We start from the raw sequence: 21,988 nt of genomic DNA on the forward strand, positions 1-21,988 counted from the left end.
GACCGCCGCCACGGATCAGGCAAGCACCTGGTCCGTGGCACCCTCAACAATGCACGATTCCAAACACACAAGGGGTGTTCCAGCGGAGTGAGACGTCGGCTTTCCCTGGAGCACCCCTCATCCGTCGCCTTCGGCGACACCTTCTCCCACAAGGGGAGAAGGGGGAGCCATAACCTCCCAGGTAATTGAAATCCCTCCCTCGCCGGCCTAGTCCTACCTCATGACCACATCCGAACCTTCCGCCGGCAGCCTGATCCGCGAATGGCGCACACGGCGGCGCATGAGCCAGCTCGACCTCGCCATGGAAGCCGATATCTCGCAGCGGCATCTGTCCTTCGTCGAAAGCGGCCGCGCCCAGCCGTCGCGCGACATGGTGCTGCATCTGGCCGAGCAGCTGGCGATACCGCTGCGCCAGCGCAACCAGCTTCTGCTCGCCGCCGGCTTCGCGCCGAGCTTCAGCGAAAAATCGCTCGGCGATAAAACGCTGGCGCCGGCGATGGCCGCCGTCGAGACCTTGCTCAAGGGTCACGAGCCGTTTCCGGCGCTGGCCGTGGACCGGCACTGGAACCTTGTTTCCGCGAATGCCGCAATCGCGCCGTTCCTTGCCGACATCTCCGAGCCGTCCCTGCTCCAGCCGCCGGTCAATGTGCTGCGGCTCAGCCTGCATCCGGGCGGCGTCGCGCCGCGCATCGTCAACCTGGCGGAATGGCGCGCGCATCTGCTGGAGCGGCTGAAGCAGCTGAGCGACGCCACCGGCGATGCGGTGCTGATCGAGCTGGAGCGCGAACTGCGCGGCTATCCGTCCGGCCTGAAGAGCAGCCGGCCGGCGCCGGTCGAGCCGAGCGGCATCGTGCACCCGCTCCGGCTCGCGCATGGCGATCAGGTGCTGTCCTTCATCAGCACCATCACCGTCTTCGGCACGCCGCTCGACGTCACGCTGTCGGAGCTGGCGATCGAATCTTTTTTCCCCGCCGACGAGCAGACGCGAACGGTGCTGGTGCGGCTGGCGAAGGAGTGGGCAGCGGCTTCTTAGCCCTGCGGCGGCGTCGCCGTCCTGGTGCGCGTGCGCTCCAGGCCGAGTTGCCGCTCGCGCCAGATGATGAAGATGCCGGCGGCGACGACGATCACGCCGCCGACCAGCGTGTTGAGCGACGTCACGTCGCCGAAAACGAAATAGCCGACGACGACGCCGAGGATCATCGAGGTATATTCGAAGGGCGCCACGACCGAGGCCTCGGCATGGCGGTAGGCCGCCGTCATCAGGATCTGGCCGAGCCCGCCGCAGCAGCCCGCCATGACAAGCAGGGCTGCCTGCATCGGGGTCAGCGCCTGCCAGCCGAAGGGCAGCGTGAACAGCGACAGCACCGTTGCCGTGGACGAGAACCACAGCACGATGGTCGCGGTCTTCTCGGTCTGCACGAGATTGCGCACCAGAAGCATGGCGACGGCCGAGATCGCCGCGGCGATGAGTGCGGCCATGACGCCCAGCACCTCCTGGTCGTCGAGCGCTTCGTCCGAATTCAGCAGCGTCAGTTCCGGCCAGGAGATGATCAGCACGCCGATCAGGCCGACCGCGACCGCGCTCCAGCGATAGACGCGGATCGATTCGCCGAGGAATACGGAAGAGAACACCACCACCAGGAGCGGCTGCGCATAGTTTAGCGTGATCGCCTCGGGCAACGGCAGCCTGGTCAGCGCGAAGAAGCCGAGCCCCATGGCACCGACGCCGACCAGGCCTCGCGCGATGTGGTTGAACGGCCGCTTGGTCGTGTATGCCGTGGCCAGCTCGCCCTTGAAGGCGAGGAAGGCGACGATTGGGAAGATGGCGAAGAAGGAGCGGAAGAAGACGATCTGCCCGGCCGGCACGTCGCCCGCCGCCTTGATGCAGGTCTGCATACCAACAAAGACCGCCACCGAGACGATCTTCAGCGTAATACCGCGCAGCGTGTTGTGGCCGACGGCATGATCGGCGGTCATCTTGCCTCGCAAGGGTGGTCGGAAAAAGGAGGCCAGAAATAGACCCTGGCGCAGTTTTGTCGAGGGGGTGTTTCGTGTAAAGAGCGCGCACCTCAAAATTCGTGGGCCGGCAAAGCTGGCCGGCCACCCGAGATCGACAGGAAAATACAAGGAATGCGAACCGATACCGGCCATGTCTTCAAGCTCGAAGACTACCGTCCCAGCGACTATCTGATCCCGAAGACCAGCCTCGACTTCCGGCTGTCGCCGGACACGACCCGGGTCACCGCCGTTCTCACCATCGAGCGGCGCGAGGGCGTGTCGAATTCGGCGCCCTTGGTGCTCGACGGCGACGGGCTGACGCTGCTTGGCGTTGCCATCGACGGCAAAGCGCTGCCGCCCGCCGCCTATCAGGCGACACCCGACCAGCTGACAATCCTGGCGCCGCCTTCGGCCCGTCGCTTCGAGCTCAGCATCGAGACCGAGATCGCGCCGGCGGGCAACGAGGCGCTGATGGGCCTCTACCGCTCGAGCAACGTCTATTGCACGCAATGCGAGGCCGAAGGCTTTCGCCGCATCACCTATTTCCTCGACCGCCCGGACATCCTGTCTGTCTACACCGTGCGCATCGAGGCGCCGCACAACGAAGCGCCGCTTTTGCTCTCCAACGGCAATCCCGTCGAAAGCGGCATACTGGACGGCGGACGGCACTATGCCGTCTGGCACGACCCCTTCCCGAAACCGTCCTATCTGTTCGCGCTGGTGGCCGGCGCGCTTGGCAAGGTGTCGGGCAGCTTCACCACGATGTCCGGCCGCGAGGTCGAACTCGGCATCTATGTCGAGCCCGGCAAGGAGCGGCTCGCAGGCTATGCGATGGACTCGCTGAAACGTTCGATGAGATGGGACGAGGAAGCCTTCGGCCGCGAATACGACCTCGACGTCTTCAACATCGTCGCCGTGTCGGACTTCAACATGGGGGCGATGGAGAACAAGGGCCTCAACGTCTTCAACGACAAATACGTGCTGGCCGACGAGGAAACGGCGACCGACGCCGATTTCGCCAATATCGAGGCGATCATCGCGCATGAGTATTTCCACAATTGGACAGGCAACAGAATCACTTGCCGCGACTGGTTCCAGCTCTGCCTGAAGGAAGGGCTGACGGTTTACCGCGACCACGAATTCTCCGCCGACCAGCGCTCGCGGGCGGTGAAGCGCATCGCCGAGGTGCGCACTTTGCGCGCGCATCAGTTCCCGGAAGACCAGGGCCCGCTGGCGCATCCGGTCAGGCCGCGCCGCTACCGCGAGATCAACAATTTCTACACGGCGACCGTCTACGAAAAGGGCTCGGAAGTGGTGCGCATGATCCGCACCATCCTCGGGCCGGAAGCCTTCCGCGCCGGCATGGACCTCTATTTCGAGCGCCATGACGGCGAGGCGGCGACGATCGAGGACTTTTTGAAAGTCTTCGAGGACGTCTCCGGCAAAGACCTGGCGCAGTTCGCGCTCTGGTACCATCAGGCCGGGACGCCGAACCTGACGGTGAGCTCCGCGCACAATCCGGCGGCAAAAGAGTTCACGCTGGAGATAGAGCAGTCGGTGCCGCCGACGCCGTCTGAAAGCCGTAAGCGGCTAATGCATATTCCGCTGGCTTTCGGGCTCGTCGGCGCCGACGGCAAGCCGGTCGCGTGGACCGCCGTCGAGGGCGCGGTGGTCGAGGACGGCGTCATCCATATCCGCAAGCGCCGGCATACGGTGCGCTTCAGCGGCGTCGCCGAGCGGCCGGCCGTGTCGCTCAACCGCGGCTTTTCGGCGCCGATCACGCTCTCTGCGCAGCAGAAGCCGGAAGACCAGTTCTTCCTCGCCGCGCATGACAGCGACGCCTTCGCGCGCTGGCAGGCGTTCAACACGCTGCTCACCGATGCGCTGATCGCCGCCTTCCGCCAAGTGCTGGGCGGGAAGGAACCGGCCTTTGCGGCCAAGCTCGCCGCGCTCGCCGGCCGGATCGCCGACGATGAGACGCTGGAGCCCGCCTATCGCGCTTTGGCGCTGTCACTGCCGAGCGAAGCCGACATTGCCCGCGAGATCGGCAAAGGCATCGACCCCGACGCCATTTTCGCCGCGCGCGAGGCCTTGGCGCGGGCGATCGCCGAGGCAAACCGCGATACCTTCGCGGCGCTCTATGACAGCCTCGCCGACAACGGTCCTTTCATGCCCGACGCGGCAAGCGCCGGACGCCGGGCGCTGCGCAACAGCTTGCTCGACTATCTGTCGCTGCTGCCCGAAGGCGCCGCCCTCGCCGTGCGGCATTTTCAAGCCGCCACCAACATGACCGATCGCGCCGCGGCGCTGGCCGTGCTTGCGCATCGCCATGCAGGTACGGCCAAAGCGGAAGAAGCCCTGTCGGCTTTCGAGGCCCGCTATCGCAGCGACGCGCTGGTGCTCGACAAATGGTTCCAAATCCAGGCCGGCGTGCCTGGCAAGGGCACAGTCGACAAGGTGCGCGCGCTGATGCGGCACCCCGCCTTCTCGGTCGCCAACCCGAACCGGGTGCGTTCGCTGATCGGCACCTTCTCCAGCGCCAACCAGACCGGCTTCCATGGCGCCGACGGCGAAGGCTATCGTCTCTTCGTCGAGACCGTACTCGAGGTCGAGAAGCGCAACCCGCAAGTGGCGGCGCGGCTGGCGACGGCGCTCAGGTCCTGGCGCTCGCTGGAGCCCGGACGGCAAGCCAAGGCCAAGCAGGCGCTGCTCGACATGGCCAAGGTCGAGAACCTATCGGCGGACCTGCGCGATATCGTGGAGCGGACACTGGCGTAAGCCCTCATGCTCTAGCCGGGCAAGTCGACCCGGCCGAGCCAGTTGGTAACGTCCTGCAGCGTCTGGCGCTCCTGCTCGCACTGTTTGGAAAAGCCACTGATCAGCCGCGCTTTTGGCGCATGCGCGGCGAGAACGTCGAGGCTGTCGCCGAGGCCGTAGCCGCCATGGGTGATGAACGGCACCAGGGTCTTGCCCGACAGATCATGCTTCGACAGGAAGGAGCGGATCACCGCGGGCGCCGTCATCCCCCAGATCGGGAAGCCGAGGAAGACGGTGTTGTAGGGCACGAGATCCGGCACCGTGGCGGCGAGCAGCGGCTCGAAGCCCGCCTCTTTCTGGCGTTGCGCCACCGCGACCTGTTCCTCGTAGTCTTCCGGGTAAGGATCGGAGGTGCGGATTTCGAAGATGTCGGCGCCGAGAGCACGGCTGACCTGGCGCGCGATGAGCCGCGTGTGGCCGGTGCGGGTGTGGTAGGCCACCAGCACTTTGCTTGCACCCGCCTGCTGCGCGTTCGATGCGTGGGCCGGCTTGCTCAATCCGGCGCCGAGCGGCAGTGCAAGTGCGGCCATCAACGCTCCTCGTCTCGACATCTGGTTCAATTCGTTCATCTGGTTGCGTCTCCTGCCGGCCGACTGGGCGGCCTCAAAGTCCGGTCATCTTGAGGACGTTTTCGGGCAGCCGTGCCCCCTGCAGCGTGATCTGCGAGGCCGCCGCATCAATCTTCGCGAGATCGCCTGCGGTGAGTTCGACGGAAGCCGCACCCAGATTCTCCTCCAGGCGGTCGAGCTTCCTGGTGCCCGGGATCGGCACGATCCACGGCTTTTGCGCCAACAGCCAGGCGAGCGCGACCTGAGCCGGCGTCGCCGCCTTTCGCGCCGCCACCTGCCGCACCAGATCGACCAGCGCCATGTTCGCCTTCAGCGCATCCGGCGTGAAGCGGGGCACGTTATTGCGGAAATCCGAACTGTCGAACTTGGTGTTCTGGTCGATCTTGCCGGTGAGAAAGCCGGCGCCCAGCGGACTGAACGGCACGAAGCCGATGCCCAGTTCCTCCAGCGTCGGCACGATGTCCGCCTCGGGGCCCCGCCACCACAGCGAATATTCGCTCTGCACCGCCGTGACCTTTTGCACGGCATGCGCCCGGCGGATCGTCGTGGCTGCGGCCTCGGAAAGGCCGAAATGCCCGACCTTGCCTTCGGCGATGAGATCCTTCACGGCGCCGGCGACATCCTCGATCGGCACATTCGGGTCGACGCGATGCTGGTAGAACAGATCGATCCGGTCGGTCCTCAGCCGCTTCAACGAGGCCTCCGCGACGGCCCTGATATGCTCCGGGCGGCTGTTGGTGCCGCCGCGTCGCGCACCCGTCTCCATATCGATGTCGAAGCCGAATTTGGTGGCGATGACGACCCGGTCGCGGACCGGCGCCAGCGCCTCGCCGACGAGTTGCTCGTTGACGAACGGACCATAGGCTTCCGCCGTATCGAAGAGCGTGACGCCGCGATCCACAGCGGCGCGGATCAGGGCAATCATCCCTGCGGTATCGCCCGGTTGTCCATAGACGCCGCTCATGCCCATGCAGCCGAGACCGAGGGCGGAGACTTCCAGATTTCCAAGGTTGCGCTTTTGCATCATTTTCTCCTTTCGATCCTTTCGGCCTCAAGCGCCCGCGCCGCTTGGGACTGGCTGCGCCGCCTTGCGCGGCCGCGCGATCAGCGCCAGCACGATGAGCAGCGCCAGCGCCAGCATGGCCGAGCCGGCGGCGAGCGCGGCGCCGAAGCGGTAGGCGAGCAGCTCGCGGCCATCCAGCGCGCCGGCGCCGATCGCGGCGACGGCGACAAGCACGGCGAGGCCGAGCGAATTGCCGAGTTGGTGGGCGACGTTGACGACGCCGGAGGCAGCGCCAGCATCCTCAGCCGCCACGCCGGCAATGCCCGATGTGGTCAGCGGGCTGAGCGTCATGCCCTGGCCGGCGCCGATCAGCACCATCGGCAACGCCACGCCGATCCAATAGTCCGCGCCGAACGAGGCGCGGCTCAGCCAGGCCATGCCGAGAAGCGTGAGGGCGAGGCCGCCGGCGAGCAGCCGGCCATTGCCGAAGCGGCGCGTCAGCTGCGGCACCGTCATCGCCACGGCGAAATTCACCAGCGTCATCGGCAGGAAGGCCATGCCGGTCAGCGACGCCTTGTAGGCGAGAACCCCTTGCAGATACTGCGTGGTGAAGAAGAAGAAACCGATCATGGCGCCGAGGAACAGGACGCGGGCGGCATAGGCGCCGGCGCGCTCGCGGCTGGCGAACAGCCTGAGCGGCATGATCGGCTGCCTGGCCTTCCATTCGTTGAGCACGAAAATGGCAAGCAGCAGCACCGCACCGGCGAGCGAGGCCCTGGTGATGCCGTCCGACCAGCCGCTGCCCGCCGAACGGATGAAGCCGTAGACCAGCGCCGTCATGCCGACGGTCGAGGTCAGCGCGCCGACGAGGTCGAGCCGGCCGGCCTTGCGCTCGGTCTCGGCGATGTATCGCCGCGCCGCGACGATCATGGCGATGCCGATCGGCAGATTGATCAGGAAGCCGACGCGCCACGAGATCCAGTCGGCCAGCAGGCCGCCCAGCACCAGCCCGACACTGGCCGCGATGCCGGCGACCGCGCTGTAATAGGACACGGCGCGGGTGCGCTCGCGGCCTTCATCGAAAGTGGTCTGCAGCAAGGCCAGCGTCGAGGGCGCCAGGATGGCGGCGCCAAGGCCTTGAACGGCGCGGGCGCCGACGATCCAGGCCGCCGATTGCGCGGCGCCGATCGCCAGCGAGGCGAAGGTGAAGAGCGCAAGGCCGACGATCAGCATGAGGCGGCGGCCGAGGATGTCGCCCGCCCGCGCGCCGGCCAACAGGAAGCCGCCGAAGGTCAAGGTATAGGCGCTTTGCACCCATGCCAGCCCGGCATCGGTGAAGCCCAGGCCCTGATGGATCTTCGGCAGGCCGGTGAGCACGATCGAGGTGTCGAGCACGATCATCACGTAGCTGACCAGGATGATCGCCAGGGTGGCTGTCTTGTTCGCTCCGGATGCGGCGGCCGGCGAGCCGGCTCGTTGGGTGTCCATAGTCCATGTCCTTGCTTGTTCGGCGCGGCGCCTGCGGGGGCAGTCATGCCCGGGACCGCGGATGGCCGACATTTAGCGCTTTGATCGCTATGCGATTAGACGCTAGAATGCGCATGAGCTTATGACTGAGATTCATGAATGGCCCGCGAGACCGTCAACGACCTCATCGCCTTCCTGGCGGTCGCGCGCGAACGCAGCTTCACCAGGGCCGCGGCGAAGCTCGGCGTTTCGCAGTCGGCGCTGAGCCACACCATTCGCGGGCTGGAGGCAAAGCTCGGGGTCAGGCTTCTGACGCGCACGACGCGCAGCGTGGCGCCGACCGAGGCGGGCGAGCGCCTGCTGACCGGCGTCGGCCCGCGTTTCGACGAGATCGAAGCCGAGCTCGCGGCGATCAGCGAACTCCGGGAAAAACCCGCCGGAACCATCCGCATCACGACCGGCGAGCACCCGGCCGAGACGATCCTGCTGCCCGCGCTTAGCACGTTGCTGCCGGACTATCCGGACATCAAGGTGGAGGTCATCGTCGACTACGGCCTCACCGACATTGTCGCCCAGCGCTACGACGCCGGCATCCGGCTTGGGGAGCAGGTGGCGAAGGACATGATCGCCGTGCGCATCGGACCGGAGATGCGGATGGCCGTGGTCGGCGCGCCGACCTACTTCGCCAACCGCAAGCCGCCACGGACGCCACAGGACCTGACGGGACATAACTGCATCAATCTGCGGCTGCCGACCTATGACAGCCTCTATGTCTGGGAGTTCGAGAAGGGCGGCCGCGAGATGAGGGTGCGGGTCGAGGGACAGCTTGTGTTCAACACGATCGGCCTTCGTCTGAACGCGGTGCTTGCCGGTCTGGGCCTCGCCTATCTCCCGGAGGACCAGGCGCGGTCACATCTGGCGAGCGGAGCGCTGGTGCGAGTGCTGGCGGATTGGTGCCCGCCCTTCCCCGGTTACCACCTCTACTATCCAAGCCGTCGCCAGGCCTCGCCGGCCTTTGCCCTTCTCGTCGAAGCGTTGCGCCATCGCGACTGAACCCCTACGGCGGCTGCAAAAGCCACTATTTTATTCGATTTTTAATCTTTTTTGGCCGCGCCTCTGGACAAGGCGAATCACCTTTGATTCTTTACTGACGATTCGGGGCGTGCGGCGTAACCGGATCATCCAGTAGATACGGCAAATCGGGGAGTGCCATTTATGGCCAAGGCGGACGCGTGGGGCGCGCCCGGGGGGAAGGTTTTTGCGCGTCGCAAGGCAAGGGGCGATGGACTTGCCGGCAATGCGCGCCTGATCGCCGAACCTGCCTATCAGCGGCTGCTGGCCGCCGAGCCGCTGTTGCGCCGGTCGATCCCGGCGCTGATCATCATCTTCCTCGTCGTCATCGCCGCGCTGCGCTTCCTGTCGCTGATGAACGAGCATGACGAGATCGAGCGCGATTCCAAGGCGGTGCTGGCGCTGGCCGCCGGCCAGATGGCGCAGGCGATCACCGCCGATCCGAGCGCCGCAGGCATCAATGCCGTCGACCTTCTGGAAAGCACCAGCCGCCAGGGCGCGATGGGCCGCGCCCATGTGCTTGCCATCACCGACGCCGCCTTCAAGATCGTCGCCGTTTCACCTTTCTCGACGGGATGGCAGGGCCGCACGCTGGACAGCCTGGTGCTCGGCGGCCAGCCGCTCTTCATGTTCGGCGACCGCGCCGGCGTCATGAACGTCTCGATCGCAGGGCAGGATTGGTTCGCGGCGGTGAGCCTTGCCGGCGACCGCAAGCACGCCGCCGCCGTGCTGGTGCCGCAGCAGGCTGTGTTCGAGAACTGGCGCAAATCGATGTCGCTCAACGTCACGCTGTTCGTGCTGACCGCGGGCGTGCTGATCGTCGTGCTCTATGCCTATTTCGGCCAGGCGGCGCGCGCGCAGGCCGCCGACCGCATCTATCTCGAGGCGCATCAGCGCATCGACATGGCGCTGGTGCGCGGCCGCTGCGGGTTGTGGGACTGGGACATGGTGCGCGGCAAGATGTACTGGTCGCGCTCGATGTACGACATGCTGGGCTACGAGCCTTGCGATACGATGCTCTCCTTCGGCGAGGTCGACGAGATCATCCACCCCGACGACGGCGATCTGTTCGAGCTTGCCAACCGCATCGTCGAGCGCGAGATCGACCATATCGACCAGGTCTTCCGCATGCGCCATGCCGACGGGCAATATGTATGGATGCGGGCGCGCGCCCAGGTGATCGATCCGGAAGCGCCGGAGATCCAATTGATCGGCATCGCCGTCGACGTCACCGAGCAGCGGCATCTGGCGCTGCGCTCGGAAGCGGCCGACATGCGGCTGAGGACCGCGATCGAGAACATCAACGAATCCTTCGTGCTGTGGGATGCCGCCGAGCGGCTGATCATGTGCAACTCGAAATTCCAGAAGGACAACGGGCTCTCCGACCGCGACGTGGTGCCGGGTGCTGCGCGCGATTTCCTCGAAGAGCGCATGCTCGCCTTCGCCTCGGAGCGCAGGCTGGCCAATGCCAACGGCCCGCAAGGCGGCGTCAGCCTGGAGCGGCAGCTCGCCGACGGGCGCTGGCTGCAGGTCAATGAACTCAGGACCCGCGACGGCGGCACCGTCTCGGTCGGCTCCGACATCACCCAGATCAAGCTGCACCAGGAAAAGCTGGTCGACAGCGAGCGCCGGCTGATGGCGACGATCCACGACCTCAGCCTTGCACGGCGCGCCGAAGAGGAACGCGCCAGCGAACTGGTCGAGCTCAACCGCAAATACATGAAGGAAACCGAGCGCGCCGAAGCCGCCAACCGGGCGAAGTCCGAATTCCTCGCCAACATGTCGCATGAGCTGCGCACCCCGCTCAACGCCATTATCGGCTTCTCCGAACTGATGCAGCAGGGGCTGTTCGGGCCGCTCGGCTCCGAGCGCTACGAGGAATATGCGACCGACATCAACGGCAGCGGCAAATATCTGCTCGGCGTCATCAATGACATCCTCGACATGTCGAAGATCGAGGCCGGCCAGTTTTCGCTCGACCGCGAGGAGATCGACCTCTGCCCGCTGATCAAGGAAACGGTGCGGGTGATCTCGCTGCAGGCGGCCGAAAAATCGATCACGGTGGAGACGCGCATCGCCGATACGATGCGGCTCTTCGCCGACCGCCGCGCGATCAAGCAGATCGCCATCAACCTGCTCTCCAACGCGGTGAAGTTCACGGGACAGGGCGGTAAGATCACGGTCAGGGCGCGAAATACCTCCGGCGCGCTGATGCTGACCATCGAGGACAATGGCTGCGGCATTCCGAAGGCGGCGCTGAGCAAGCTCGGCCGGCCGTTCGAGCAGGTGCAGAACCAGTTCTCGAAAAACCACGCCGGCTCTGGTCTTGGGCTCGCCATCTCGCGTTCGCTGGCCGAACTGCAGGGCGGCGCGCTGAAGATCCGCTCGACCGAAGGTGTCGGCACCATCGTGTCGGTGCGCATCCCGCTGAAGAAGTCCCCGGCGGCGGTGAAGGCTGCGGCGTAGCTGGTTTCCTCAGATCTTGGTTACCTTGGCGGGACAGCGCCCCCCTCTGTCCTGCCGGACATCTCCCCCACGAGGGGGGAGATCAGATGTCGCGCCGGCTTTCGCCAATTTGCCAACGGTGAAAGACGAGCGGGGCGCGGACACAGCCAATCTCCCCCCTCGTGGGGGAGATGTCCGGCAGGACAGAGGGGGGCGCGAAGGAGCGAGATGTCGACAGACTCGGGTGACAACCGCCCTAAACCCGCGCCTTCTCCAACGCTTCCGCAAGTTCAGCCACGGTCAGCCTTCCGCCGGCGGCCGTCTCCCGTAGCCGCGCCTCCATCGCCTCGGAAAACTGGTCGAAGTCGATGCTGCCGCCAGCCGCCTTGCTGAGCTTTGTCGTCATGCCGTCCGGCAGGCGACCGCCGGCGGCTTTGTTCTCGGCGTAGGCAACGGTGCCGACGGCGCCGGCCAGCGCCACGAAGGCAAGGGCGAGCTTGGTCGATTTCTTCATGGGGTTTCTCCTGTTGCATCGTCACCCCCGATGCGGCCGGACGCGCGTTTCGGCGCACCCGTGCGAAGCAGAAGAGCGAAGTCCTTCCTGACCTTCCGCGACGTTTCCTTGAGATGTGCTTCGAGCACAGCGAAATCCGGCAGATCGGTCACCGCCAGAAGCAGGTCCGAAAGCCCCGGCGGGACATCGTCGCGCTGGAACTCGCCGGTGAGGCAAAGCCGGATCATCTGGGTCAGCGCCAGATAGAGCCGATAGGCTTCGCCAAGTTCCGCGCGGATGTCGCCACCCGCGAAACCGGGCTCGAGCCGCGCCATTATGTCGGCCGTCGCCGTCACCCGACGGCCGGGCTCGACGACGCCGATGATCACCGCGACCTGGGCGATGAATTCGAGATCGATCAGCCCGCCCGGAATGAGCTTGATGTCCCAGAGGTCGCGCGGCGGCTTTTCCTTTTCGATCAGAGCGCGCATCTCCAAGGCTTCGGCCTTGACCTTGGCGGCATCGCGCGGCTGCGCCAGCACCGCCGCCACCTCTTCCTCCAGCTCGGCGCAGAGCTCCTTGTCGCCGCCGACAGCGCGCGCCCGCGCCAGCGCCATGTGCTCCCAGGTCCAGGCGTCCTGGCGCTGATACTTCTTGAAGGCGTCGATGTGGGTGGCGACCGGGCCCTTGTTGCCGGATGGGCGCAGGCGCAGGTCGAGCTCGTAGAGCACGCCTTCGGCCGTCGGCGCCGAAACGGCGGCGATCAGGCGCTGTGTCATGCGGGTATAGTAATGCGACGGCGCCAGCGGCTTCTCGCCGTCGGATTCATCGGCATCCATATTATGGTCGTAGAGCAGGATGAGGTCGACGTCGGAGCCGGCGGTGAGCTCGCGGCTGCCGAGCTTGCCCATGCCGAGCAGCGCCACCCTGCCCCCGGCGATGCCGCCATGGCGCTGCGCGAATTCGGCGATCACCGCTTGCAGCGCCGCTTCGATGGTGAGGTCGGCGAGATCGGAGAAGGCGCGGCCCGCCCGCGCGGGGTCGATCGAGCCGGCAAGCAGGCGCACGCCGATCAGGAATTTCTGCTCGGAGGCGAAGATGCGCAGGCGGTCGAGCACATCCTCATAGGCGCGGTCGCCCTCGATGAAGGCGGCGAGCCTGGCCGAGAGATAGGCGCGGTTGGGCAATTCCGTCAGCAGCGCCGGATCGAGCAGGCCGTCGAAGACATGCGGCCGGCGCGTGATGATGGCCGCCAGCCTGGGCGCCGCGCCCATGATCGTCGCCATCAGCTTGAGCAGCGCCGGGTTGGATTGCAGCAGCGAGAAGAGCTGGATGCCCGCAGGCAGGCCGGCGAGGAATTCGTCGAAGCGTACCAGCGCCTCGTCGGCGCGGCGCGTCTGGCCGAAGGCCTTGAGCAGCGCCGGCGTCAGTTCGGTCAGCCGCTCGCGCGCCTCCGCCGAGTGGGTGACGCGGTAGCGGCCGAAGTGCCAGCCGCGGATGACGCGGCAGATGTCGCTCGGCCGCTGGAAACCGAGGCGCTGCAGGCTCTGCAGCGTATCCGGGTCGTCGACATCGCCGGTGAAGACGAGGTTGCCGACACCCGCCGACAATTCCGGGGCGGTCTCGAAGAGCGCCGCATAGTGCCGCTCGACCTGCTGCAGCGAGGCCCGGAAGGCTTCGGCGAACTCGGCCTCGCCAGCAAAGCCGAGCATGAGCGCGATGCGCTCCAGCTCCTCGTGATCCTCCGGCAGGACATGCGTCTGCTCGTCGGCCACCATCTGGATGGCGTGCTCGACCCGGCGCAGGAACCAGTATTGCCGGGTCAGCGCATCGCGCGCATCCGCAGTGATCCAGCCGCGCGAGGCGAGTTGGCTGAGCATCGGCACCGTCTCGCGGCCGCGCAGTTCCGGAAAGCGACCGCCGGCGATCAGCTGCTGCGTCTGGACGAAGAATTCGATCTCGCGGATGCCGCCACGGCCGAGCTTGACGTTGTGCCCCTTCACCGCGATCTCGCCATGGCCTTTGTGGGCATGTATCTGGCGCTTGATTGAGTGGACGTCGGCGATCGCCGCATAGTCCATGTATTTGCGCCAGACATAGGGCTGCAATTCCTTGAGGAAGCTGACGCCGGCGGCCAGGTCACCGGCCACCGGTCGCGCCTTGATCATGGCGGCACGCTCCCAGTTCTGGCCGCGTGCCTCATAGTAGTTGAGCGCCGCTTCGATCGGGATAGCCAGCGGCGTCGAACCGGGATCGGGGCGGAGCCTGAGATCGGTACGGAAGACATAGCCGTGCTCGGTGCGGTCCTGCAGGATGCGCACCAGCCGGCGCGTCAACCGCGAGAACAATTCCGTCGCGTCGAGCGGATCGGTGACGGCGGGCGCCTCCGGATCGAAGAAGACGACGAGGTCGATATCGGAGGAGAAATTCAGCTCATGCGCGCCGAGCTTGCCCATGCCGAGCAGGATCCAGCCTGAACCGCGGGCCGGCTTCCTAGGATCGGGCAGCTTCAGCTTACCCTGGCGGTGCGCGTCGAGCAGCAGGAAATCGACGGCGGCGCCGGTGCAGGCGTCGGCAAGGTCGCTGAGGCGGCGCACGGTGACCGATGTCTCGGCCTCGCCCGAGAGATCGGCGAGCGCAATCAGGAAATGAGCCTCGGTCTTCCATTGCCTGAGCGCCATCATCAGCCCGGTTTCCGAGACATCCTCAGCCCGGGCCGCTCCAGCGATCGCCTCACCGATGGATGAGAGCCGCTCCTCTATCGTCCGGTCGAACAGCGTGTCGAGAATGGCCGGTCGGCGCCGCGCGACATCGCGCAGGAAGGGCGACAGGTCGAATATGGCGGCGAGCAGGTCCTGCGCCTCGCCCTCGCCGGCCAGGAATGCGGCGAGACGGGAAAGGCCTTCCTCCTCGGCGGCGTCGGCGATTTCCGACAATTCGCGCCGGGCACGGTCCTTGTCCAGCGGCCGCAGCGCCAGCGTAGGCGCAAGTCGCCAGTCGGTTTCGATCTTCTTCTTCGCCATCCTTGCCGCCATCAATGCGTCTCCCGTGCCGGGAAACTCATGACCACAGACAATCCTGGATTGGCGGGGGCAAGATCAAGCCTGCCGTTGTGGAAAGTCATGATCGCCTTGGCGAGGCTTAGGCCCAAGCCCGAGCCGGGCTGCGAGCGGCTCTTTTCCAGCCGCACGAAACGCTCGGTGGCGCGGGCCCGGTCGCTGTCGTCGGGAATGCCGTGGCCATTGTCGGCGACGGCAAGCTTGATCTCGTTGCCGACGCGTTCCAGCGTCACGCGCACCTTCGGCGCATCGGTGGCGCCGGTCGAATATTTGATGCCGTTGTCGACGATGTTCGACAGCGCCTGGCCGATCAGCTCGCGGTTGCCGTTGACGACAATGGCGTCCGGCACGGTCGCTTCCAGCGCCACGCCCGCCTCCTCCGCCACCGGCTCGTAGAGCTCGACGACATCGCTCACCGTGGCTGCAAGATCGACGGGGCTGGTCGTCTCCGACGAATAGCCGGCCTCCAGCCGCGAGATCATCAGGATGGCGTTGAAGGTCTTTATCAGCTGGTCGGATTCGGCGATCGTGCTTTCCAGCGCCTGGCGATAATCGTTCGTCTTGTGCTTGCCGGCAAGCGTCGCCTCGGCGCGATTGCGCAGCCTAGTGAGCGGCGTCTTCAAATCATGGGCGATGTTGTCGGAAACCTGCTTCAGGCCCTCGTTCAGCATGGCGATGCGGGCAAGCATCGTGTTGAGGTTCTCCGACAGGCGGTCGAACTCGTCGCCGGCGCCGGTGACCGGCAGCCGGCCGGTGAGGTCGCCGCCCATGATGCGGCGGCTGGCGTCGGAGACGCTGTCGATCCGCTTCAGCGCCGCGTGGCCTACGAAGAACCAGATCAAGAGCCCGCCGAGCCCCATCATGCCGAGCGAAAGCATCAAGGCGCGTTTGATGACGGCGCGGAAACGCTCGGGTTCGCCGAGGTCGCGGCCTACCAGCATGATCATCTGGTTGGGCAGCCTGAGCACCAGCGCGATGGCGTTGTGGCCCTTCTCGCCTGCCGGCTGCGCGCTGCTGTCGCCGGACGGGGGCGTCGTAGTCCCCTGGTCGGCGGTGCCGCTGCGCAGGCGGTCGAGCTCGCCTTCGCCGAAGCGCTGGTAGGAGAACGGCTCGGCCGTCCAGCCTTCGGTCTCGATGACGCCGGGTTCCAGGCTCTGCACATTGCCGGTCAGGATCTGGCCGTTGGTGTCGGCGATCAGATAAAGGTTGGCGCCAGGCTGGCGCGAGCGGTTTTCCACCACACGCACCAGCAAGGGCAGGCCGCCGCGCTGATAGGCGCGGGCAAGGCCCAGCACCTCGTCATTGATAGTGTCCTGCGTCTGCGCCGTCAGCATGCGCGCCGACAGCGAGGTCATGTAGAAGACCAGAAGCACGGCGCAGAGCGCGAAAAGCAGGAAATAAAGCGCGGAGAGCCGGGCCGCCGTCGTCTTCATAATGGCCGGCAGGGAAAGAGCCATTTTGCCCTTAGATCAGGATGACGATTTGTCGAATCGTCATCCTGATCTAACCCTTTGTTGCAGCATGATCTTTTCCGAAAACCGGTTCCCACTTTTCGGGATCATGCTCTAGCCGCCTTTCAGCATGTATCCCGCGCCACGAATGGTGTGCAGGATCGGCTTGTCGAAGCCTTTCTCGATCTTGCCGCGCAGGCGTGAGACATGGACGTCGATGACGTTGGTCTGCGGATCGAAATGATAATCCCAGACATTTTCGAGCAACATGGTGCGCGTCACCACCTGGCCGGCATGCCGCATCAGATATTCGAGCAGGCGGAACTCGCGCGGCTGCAGCGTGATCTCGCGCCCCGCGCGCTTGACCGAATGCGAGAGCCGGTCGAGCTCGAGATCGCCGACGCGATAGACGGTTTCGGATTCGCGCGCGCTGGCGCGCCGGTTCAGCACCTCGACGCGCGCAAGCAATTCGGAAAAGGCGTAAGGCTTGGTGAGATAATCGTCGCCGCCGGCACGCAAGCCGGTGACGCGGTCGTCGACCTCGCCCAGCGCCGACAGGATCAGCACCGGCGTGGTATTGCCGCGCGAGCGCAGTGCGGCGATCACCGACAGGCCGTCACGGCGGGGCATCATGCGGTCGACCACCATCACGTCATAGTCGCCGGCATCGGCCAGCGTGAAGCCGGTCTCGCCGTCGCCGGCGACATGGGCGGTGTGACCCGCCTCGGCGAAGGCTTTCTGTAGATAATCCGCCGCTTCGCGATCATCTTCCATCACGAGAATCTTCATAGCGCTGTTATACGCGATTTCACTGGAAGGTTGAGTGGCAGTCATGGCGCATAGCCTTGTTCACAAGCGGCATGTCGTCTTCCCAAACCGGTACCTACCTTGGGGCGACATGATTTTTTGGTCGCATGTCGTTCCCCAAAAACCGGTGTCCACTTCTTGGCGACATGCTTTTTTGGTCGCATGTCGTCTTCCCAAAACCGCTACACACTTTTGGCCGACATGCTCTAAGTTAGAGCGGCAGCGGGGATGGGAACCCGCTGCCGCCAGGAGCGAAACACGGTGACTGACTGACGTGTTCGGCCCCATGTTTCCCGACGACGGCTCGGGGGTGTTGATACCGCCGCAGGGAAAGTTGAAAGCGTTTGAGCATTGACCCCGAAGACCCATGCGGTTCTCGGGGTCGTGCCTTTTCAGCCCTTGCCGACGGGCAGCGCCACGAAGCGGTTGCTGTCGTCGCGGGTGATCTGCATCAGCACCGCCTTGCGGCCCGCTTTGGCGGCATCCGCCATCGCCTTGGAGACGTCGTCGGTGGTGTTCACATCGTTCGAATTGATCGAGGTGATGACGTCGCCGGGCTGGATGCCGCGGTCGGCCGCGTCGCTGTCGGGATCGACATCGGTGACCACCAGGCCCTTGCCTTTTTCCGCCTTGGTGACGGTCAGGCCGAGATCGGCCAGCGTGTCGGCCTTGGCGGCGGGCGCCTGCTGCTTGCCGTCATCGTTCGAGGCCTGCTTGTCGCTGGCCGGCAGGGTGCCGAGATCGACCTTGACCGTCTCAGACTTGCCGTCGCGCCAGACGGTGACGTCGACCGACTTGCCGGGCGAATAGGCGCCGATGGTGCGGGCCAGTTCCTTGGGCGAGTCGATCTCCTTGCCATCGACCTGGGTGATGACGTCGCCGGCGGCGATACCGGCCTTCTTGCCAGGACCGGCGTCCTGGGCGCTCGATACCAGTGCGCCCTTGTCCGACTTCAGGCCGAGCGACTCGGCGATGTCGGAGGTGACCGGCTGGATTTCGACGCCGAGCCAGCCGCGCTGGACCGAGCCGTTCTTCATCAGATCACCGACGACCTGCTTGGCGGTCGAGGCCGGGATGTCGAAGGCAATGCCGACGCTGCCGCCCGACGGCGAGAAGATGGCGGTGTTGATGCCGATCACCTGGCCGTTGAGGTTGAAGGTCGGGCCGCCCGAATTGCCGCGGTTGACCGAGGCGTCGATCTGGATGAAGTCGTCATAGGGGCCGGCGCCGATGTCGCGGCCGCGCGCCGAGACGATGCCGGCCGTCACGGTGCCGCCGAGACCGAACGGATTGCCGACAGCAACCACCCAGTCGCCGATGCGGACCTTGGCATCGTCGGCGAAGTCGACATAGGTGAACTTCTTGCCGCCGCCATCGACCTTAAGCACCGCCAGATCGGTGCGCGGATCGGTGCCGACCAGCTTGGCGTCGAGCTCCGTGCCGTCATTGGTGACGACCGAATAGTTCGAGCCTTCCGAGACGACGTGGTTGTTGGTGACGAGGTAACCGTCCTCGGAGATGAAGAAGCCGGAACCCTGCGCGATGGGGCGCGGCTCGCCGTTGCCCGGGTTGCGGTGGTTGAAGCGGCGCTGGCCGAACTGCTGGCCGCCCTGGTCGCCGAAGCCGCGGAACTGCTTGAAGAACTGACGCAGCTGCGGATTGTCGGGCAGGTTGTCGAAGCCGTCCTGGTCGTCGGAACCGTCATCGGCGGTCGGCTGGATCTTGGCCTTGACCTTGACGCTGACGACGGCCGGCGAGACGTGCTCGACGACATCGGCGAAGCTCGGCATCTGCGGGGCTTCGACGCGAACGGCATCGGCCAGCACAGGGGCTGTGCCGGTGGCCAGCGCGCCGGCGCCGACCGCGCCGACAACGGCGAGCGAAGCGACGGCGGCCATCAGGCGCTTGCGGGTGGTGGAATATGAATTGGGGGCAATATTCATGGGGTTCTATCCTCTATAGACTGGATGCGCTCAGGCGAAGCATCCTCGGGCAAGAGGATTAGAGGCGCCCACATTACGGCGCCATTTCCGGTACATGAAAGTTTTGTAATGTTGGGGATGGGCGACGATGACAACGGGCCTGCTGCGCCCGAAGGCTTGGCAGAAGCACCCGCGATGTCGTCATTCCAGGGCGGAGCAAGGAGCGAAGCGACGCGCGCAGACCCTGGAATCCATGCCGTGACCTTCGTCGAAGGGCGCAGCGGAGCAGAATTCTGCACCGTTGGCGGCGCGTCGACGTAACGGCATGGATTCTATGGTCTGCGCGCGTCGCTTCGCTCCTTGCTCCGCCATAGAATGACGACCTGTGAGAGCGGTTGCGGCTAATCACCGGGAGTCAGCGATGGCGCTAATCGCTAAGCATCTTTTCCAACGCTGCCTGTTCCTCGGCGCTCAGGGTGCTGCCCGAAGCCGGTCGACGCGAGCGGGCGCCGAGCAGGATGAAGGCGCCGCCGGCCAGGAGCAGGAGCACGGGCGTACCCCACAACAGCGCGGTCCGCAGGCTGAAGCGCGGCTTCAAGAGCACGAACTCGCCGTAGCGCGAGACGATGTAGTCCATCACCTGCTGGTCAGTGTCGCCAGCGACGAGCCGCTGGCGCACCAGGATGCGCAGGTCACGCGCGAGGTCGGCGTCGGATTCGTCGATCGACTGGTTCTGGCAGACCATGCAGCGCAGGCCTTCCGAAAGCACGCGGGCGCGGGCCTCCAGCGCCGGGTCTTGCAGCACTTCGTCGGGCTTCACCGCCTGCGCGGCGCCGGCAAAAAGCAGGGCCAGGAGCAAAAGCAGCGAGGCGACCGAGAACCTTGTCCTCATGTCGGGCTCTCGGCCAGCACGGCGGCAGCCGCCTTGCGCCGCTTCGCCGGCGCGCCGACGCGCAAGCGGCGGTCTAGCAGCGACATGGCGGCGCCCGCCATCATCACCAGGCCGCCGCCCCAGATCAGCGTCACCAGCGGCTTCCACCACAGGCGCACGACGACCGAACCGTCATTGTTCTCGTCGCCGAGCGACAGATAGAGTTGGCTTAGACCCAGAGTGCGGATGCCGGACTCGGTCGTGACCGTCTGGCGGACCGGATAGAAGCGCTTTGCCGAGGTGATCTCGCCGTCCTCGAAGCCGTTCGAGATCAGCACGAAGCGGCCGCGGTCCTCGGTGAAGTTCGGACCTTTTTGCGGGAACAGGCCTTCGAAGCGCACGCTGTGGCCGGAGAGCTCCACCGTATCGCCGGGTTTCATGGTGAGGATCTTTTCGGTGCCGAAGCAGAGCGTGCCGACGATGCCGAGCAGCGTCAGCCCGAGGCCGAGATGGGCGAGCGCGGTGCCAAACACCGAGCGCGGCAGGCCCAGGAAGCGCCGCAGCATTGTGGACGGCGAGACCGAACCGACACCCGACTTGACGGCAAGGTCGGTCAGCGCGCCGGCAACCAGCCAGACGGCAAGGCCGACGCCGAGGGCGGCAAACACCGAGGCGCCGTTTATGAACAGGCCGGTGACCAGCATCGCGGCCAGCGCCAGCCCGAAGGCGGCCATCAGGCGCTGCGCGGCGGCATAGACGTCGCCCCGTTTCCAGGCGAGCAGCGGGCCGAACGGCACGATGGCGAGCAGCGGCAGCATCAGCGGGCCGAAGGTCAGGTCGAAGAAAGGCGCGCCGACCGAGATCTTGCCGCCGGTCACAGCCTCCAGCGCCAGCGGATAGAGCGTGCCGACCAGCACGGTCGCAGTGGCGGTGGTGAGGAACAAATTGTTCAGCACCAGCGCGCCCTCGCGCGAGATCGGGTGGAACAGGCCGCCGGCGGTCAGCGTCGAAGCGCGCAGCGCAAAGAGCGTGAGCGAGCCGCCAATGAACAGCGTCAGGATGCACAGGATGAAGACGCCGCGCGTCGGGTCGGTGGCGAAAGCGTGCACAGAGGTCAGCACGCCGGAGCGCACCAGGAAAGTGCCGAGCAGCGACAACGAAAAGGTGAGGATGGCGAGCAGCAGCGTCCAGATCTTAAGCGCCGAGCGCTTCTCCATGACGATCGCCGAATGGAGCAGCGCCGTGCCGGCGAGCCAGGGCATGAAGGAGGCGTTCTCGACCGGATCCCAGAACCAGAAACCGCCCCAGCCGAGCTCGTAATAGGCCCAGTAGGAGCCCATGGCGATGCCGCCGGTCAAAAACATCCAGGCGACCAGCGTCCACGGCCGCACCCAGCGCGCCCAGGAGGCGTCGATGCGGCCCTCGATCAGCGCGGCGACCGAGAAGGAGAAGCAGATCGAGAAGCCGACATAGCCGAGATAGAGCATCGGCGGATGGATGGCCAACCCAAGGTCCTGCAGGATCGGGTTCAAGTCGCGGCCTTCGATCGGCGCCGGGTTGAGCCGGATGAACGGGTTGGAGGTCGCCAGGATGAACAGGAAGAAGGCGGCGCCGATCATGCCTTGCACGGCCAGCACATTGGCCTTCAGCGTCGCCGGCAGATTGTTGCCGAAGACGGCGACCAGCGCGCCGAAGAAGGTCAGGATCAGCACCCAAAGCAGCATCGAGCCTTCATGGTTTCCCCAGGTGCCGGTGATCTTGTAGATCATCGGCTGCAGCGAGTGCGAGTTTTCCCAGACGCTCGCCACCGAGAAGTCGGAGCCGGCATAGGCGCTGGCAAGTGCGGCGAAGGAAAGCGCCGTAAGCGCGAAGCCGGTGACCGTGACCGGACCGCCGACCGCCATCAGCCGCTGGTTGCCGGTGCGGGCGCCGATCAGCGGCACCAGCATCTGCACCAAGGACAGAGCAAAGGCGAGGACGAGCGCGAAATGTCCGGTCTCGACCATTGGTTACCT

Annotated in this window: 15 protein-coding genes; 4 read left to right on the forward strand and 11 right to left on the reverse strand. The window is 65.6% G+C overall.

The window, feature by feature from the left end; genetic code table 11:
* Positions 1–220: 220 nt before the first annotated feature.
* Complete coding sequence (locus tag FJ988_RS13730; RefSeq protein ID WP_140818490.1) at positions 221–1,033, forward strand: helix-turn-helix domain-containing protein; 813 nt, start codon at positions 221–223, stop codon at positions 1,031–1,033.
* Here FJ988_RS13730 and FJ988_RS13735 read toward each other — a convergent pair.
* Positions 1,030–1,977 (reverse strand): DMT family transporter, encoded by a 948-nt coding sequence (locus FJ988_RS13735; RefSeq protein WP_140818492.1) that lies wholly within the window; start codon positions 1,975–1,977, stop codon positions 1,030–1,032. The two genes, FJ988_RS13730 and FJ988_RS13735, sit on opposite strands and share 4 nt — an antisense overlap.
* A 153-nt stretch (positions 1,978–2,130) precedes the next feature.
* On the opposite strand from FJ988_RS13735, the gene pepN reads away from it, so the two are divergent.
* Positions 2,131–4,776 (forward strand): aminopeptidase N, encoded by a 2,646-nt coding sequence (pepN, locus tag FJ988_RS13740; RefSeq protein ID WP_140818494.1) that lies wholly within the window; start codon positions 2,131–2,133, stop codon positions 4,774–4,776.
* An 11-nt stretch (positions 4,777–4,787) separates the two neighbouring features.
* On the opposite strand, the gene FJ988_RS13745 is transcribed toward pepN, so the two are convergent.
* From FJ988_RS13745 to FJ988_RS13755, 3 genes are all read right to left on the reverse strand, one after another.
* Positions 4,788–5,345 carry a flavodoxin gene (locus FJ988_RS13745; RefSeq protein ID WP_210242760.1) on the reverse strand — a complete coding sequence of 186 codons (558 nt, stop codon included), beginning with the start codon at positions 5,343–5,345 and terminating at the stop codon, positions 4,788–4,790.
* Between the two features lie 73 nt (positions 5,346–5,418).
* Positions 5,419–6,408, reverse strand: coding sequence for an aldo/keto reductase (locus FJ988_RS13750; RefSeq protein WP_140818499.1), 990 nt, complete (start codon positions 6,406–6,408; stop codon positions 5,419–5,421).
* 27 nt (positions 6,409–6,435) lie between these two features.
* Entirely contained in the window at positions 6,436–7,875 is a 1,440-nt protein-coding gene (locus FJ988_RS13755; RefSeq protein ID WP_140818501.1) for an MFS transporter, read from the reverse strand.
* A gap of 138 nt (positions 7,876–8,013) precedes the next feature.
* Between FJ988_RS13755 and FJ988_RS13760 the strand changes: the two genes are divergently transcribed.
* Together FJ988_RS13760 and FJ988_RS13765 are read left to right on the forward strand one after the other, a co-directional pair.
* The gene (locus tag FJ988_RS13760; protein WP_140818503.1) at positions 8,014–8,907 is read left to right on the forward strand and encodes a LysR family transcriptional regulator; all 894 of its coding nucleotides are present in this window, start codon (positions 8,014–8,016) and stop codon (positions 8,905–8,907) included.
* Between the two features lie 162 nt (positions 8,908–9,069).
* On the forward strand, positions 9,070–11,391 hold the full coding sequence (locus tag FJ988_RS13765; protein WP_140818505.1) for a PAS domain-containing sensor histidine kinase: 2,322 nt from the start codon (positions 9,070–9,072) through the stop codon (positions 11,389–11,391).
* Positions 11,392–11,626: 235 nt separating this feature from the next.
* On the opposite strand, the gene FJ988_RS13775 is transcribed toward FJ988_RS13765, so the two are convergent.
* From FJ988_RS13775 to FJ988_RS13805, 7 genes are all read right to left on the reverse strand, one after another.
* Positions 11,627–11,884 carry a hypothetical protein gene (locus FJ988_RS13775; protein WP_181183524.1) on the reverse strand — a complete coding sequence of 86 codons (258 nt, stop codon included), beginning with the start codon at positions 11,882–11,884 and terminating at the stop codon, positions 11,627–11,629.
* On the reverse strand, positions 11,881–14,898 hold the full coding sequence (locus FJ988_RS13780) for a bifunctional [glutamine synthetase] adenylyltransferase/[glutamine synthetase]-adenylyl-L-tyrosine phosphorylase (protein ID WP_181183525.1): 3,018 nt from the start codon (positions 14,896–14,898) through the stop codon (positions 11,881–11,883). The genes FJ988_RS13775 and FJ988_RS13780 overlap by 4 nt, the downstream gene beginning before the upstream one ends.
* The gene (locus FJ988_RS13785) at positions 14,898–16,379 is read right to left on the reverse strand and encodes a HAMP domain-containing sensor histidine kinase (protein WP_140818507.1); all 1,482 of its coding nucleotides are present in this window, start codon (positions 16,377–16,379) and stop codon (positions 14,898–14,900) included. The genes FJ988_RS13780 and FJ988_RS13785 overlap by 1 nt, the downstream gene beginning before the upstream one ends.
* Before the next feature lie 108 nt (positions 16,380–16,487).
* The gene (locus FJ988_RS13790) at positions 16,488–17,162 is read right to left on the reverse strand and encodes a response regulator transcription factor (protein WP_140818509.1); all 675 of its coding nucleotides are present in this window, start codon (positions 17,160–17,162) and stop codon (positions 16,488–16,490) included.
* A 410-nt stretch (positions 17,163–17,572) separates the two neighbouring features.
* A complete protein-coding gene (locus FJ988_RS13795) occupies positions 17,573–19,123 on the reverse strand; it encodes a Do family serine endopeptidase (protein WP_140818511.1) in 1,551 nt (516 codons plus the stop codon).
* 406 nt (positions 19,124–19,529) lie between these two features.
* Positions 19,530–19,994, reverse strand: coding sequence for a cytochrome c-type biogenesis protein (locus tag FJ988_RS13800; RefSeq protein WP_140818513.1), 465 nt, complete (start codon positions 19,992–19,994; stop codon positions 19,530–19,532).
* On the reverse strand, positions 19,991–21,979 hold the full coding sequence (locus FJ988_RS13805) for a heme lyase CcmF/NrfE family subunit (RefSeq protein WP_140818515.1): 1,989 nt from the start codon (positions 21,977–21,979) through the stop codon (positions 19,991–19,993). Before FJ988_RS13805 ends, FJ988_RS13800 begins: the two co-directional genes overlap by 4 nt.
* Between the last annotated feature and the right edge of the window lie 9 nt (positions 21,980–21,988).

Source organism: Mesorhizobium sp. CU3, from assembly GCF_006442965.1.
Lineage (GTDB): Bacteria > Pseudomonadota > Alphaproteobacteria > Rhizobiales > Rhizobiaceae > Mesorhizobium.

What these genes read in the sequence shown, in the direction of transcription:
- FJ988_RS13730 (WP_140818490.1), top strand. Translation starts at nt 221, where the DNA reads ATGACCACATCCGAACCTTCCGCCGGCAGCCTGATCCGCGAATGGCGC.
- FJ988_RS13735 (WP_140818492.1), bottom strand. Translation starts at nt 1,977, where the DNA reads ATGACCGCCGATCATGCCGTCGGCCACAACACGCTGCGCGGTATTACG.
- pepN (WP_140818494.1), top strand. Translation starts at nt 2,131, where the DNA reads ATGCGAACCGATACCGGCCATGTCTTCAAGCTCGAAGACTACCGTCCC.
- FJ988_RS13745 (WP_210242760.1), bottom strand. Translation starts at nt 5,345, where the DNA reads ATGGCCGCACTTGCACTGCCGCTCGGCGCCGGATTGAGCAAGCCGGCC.
- FJ988_RS13750 (WP_140818499.1), bottom strand. Translation starts at nt 6,408, where the DNA reads ATGCAAAAGCGCAACCTTGGAAATCTGGAAGTCTCCGCCCTCGGTCTC.
- FJ988_RS13755 (WP_140818501.1), bottom strand. Translation starts at nt 7,875, where the DNA reads ATGGACACCCAACGAGCCGGCTCGCCGGCCGCCGCATCCGGAGCGAAC.
- FJ988_RS13760 (WP_140818503.1), top strand. Translation starts at nt 8,014, where the DNA reads ATGGCCCGCGAGACCGTCAACGACCTCATCGCCTTCCTGGCGGTCGCG.
- FJ988_RS13765 (WP_140818505.1), top strand. Translation starts at nt 9,070, where the DNA reads ATGGCCAAGGCGGACGCGTGGGGCGCGCCCGGGGGGAAGGTTTTTGCG.
- FJ988_RS13775 (WP_181183524.1), bottom strand. Translation starts at nt 11,884, where the DNA reads ATGAAGAAATCGACCAAGCTCGCCCTTGCCTTCGTGGCGCTGGCCGGC.
- FJ988_RS13780 (WP_181183525.1), bottom strand. Translation starts at nt 14,898, where the DNA reads ATGGCGGCAAGGATGGCGAAGAAGAAGATCGAAACCGACTGGCGACTT.
- FJ988_RS13785 (WP_140818507.1), bottom strand. Translation starts at nt 16,379, where the DNA reads ATGGCTCTTTCCCTGCCGGCCATTATGAAGACGACGGCGGCCCGGCTC.
- FJ988_RS13790 (WP_140818509.1), bottom strand. Translation starts at nt 17,162, where the DNA reads ATGAAGATTCTCGTGATGGAAGATGATCGCGAAGCGGCGGATTATCTA.
- FJ988_RS13795 (WP_140818511.1), bottom strand. Translation starts at nt 19,123, where the DNA reads ATGAATATTGCCCCCAATTCATATTCCACCACCCGCAAGCGCCTGATG.
- FJ988_RS13800 (WP_140818513.1), bottom strand. Translation starts at nt 19,994, where the DNA reads ATGAGGACAAGGTTCTCGGTCGCCTCGCTGCTTTTGCTCCTGGCCCTG.
- FJ988_RS13805 (WP_140818515.1), bottom strand. Translation starts at nt 21,979, where the DNA reads ATGGTCGAGACCGGACATTTCGCGCTCGTCCTCGCCTTTGCTCTGTCC.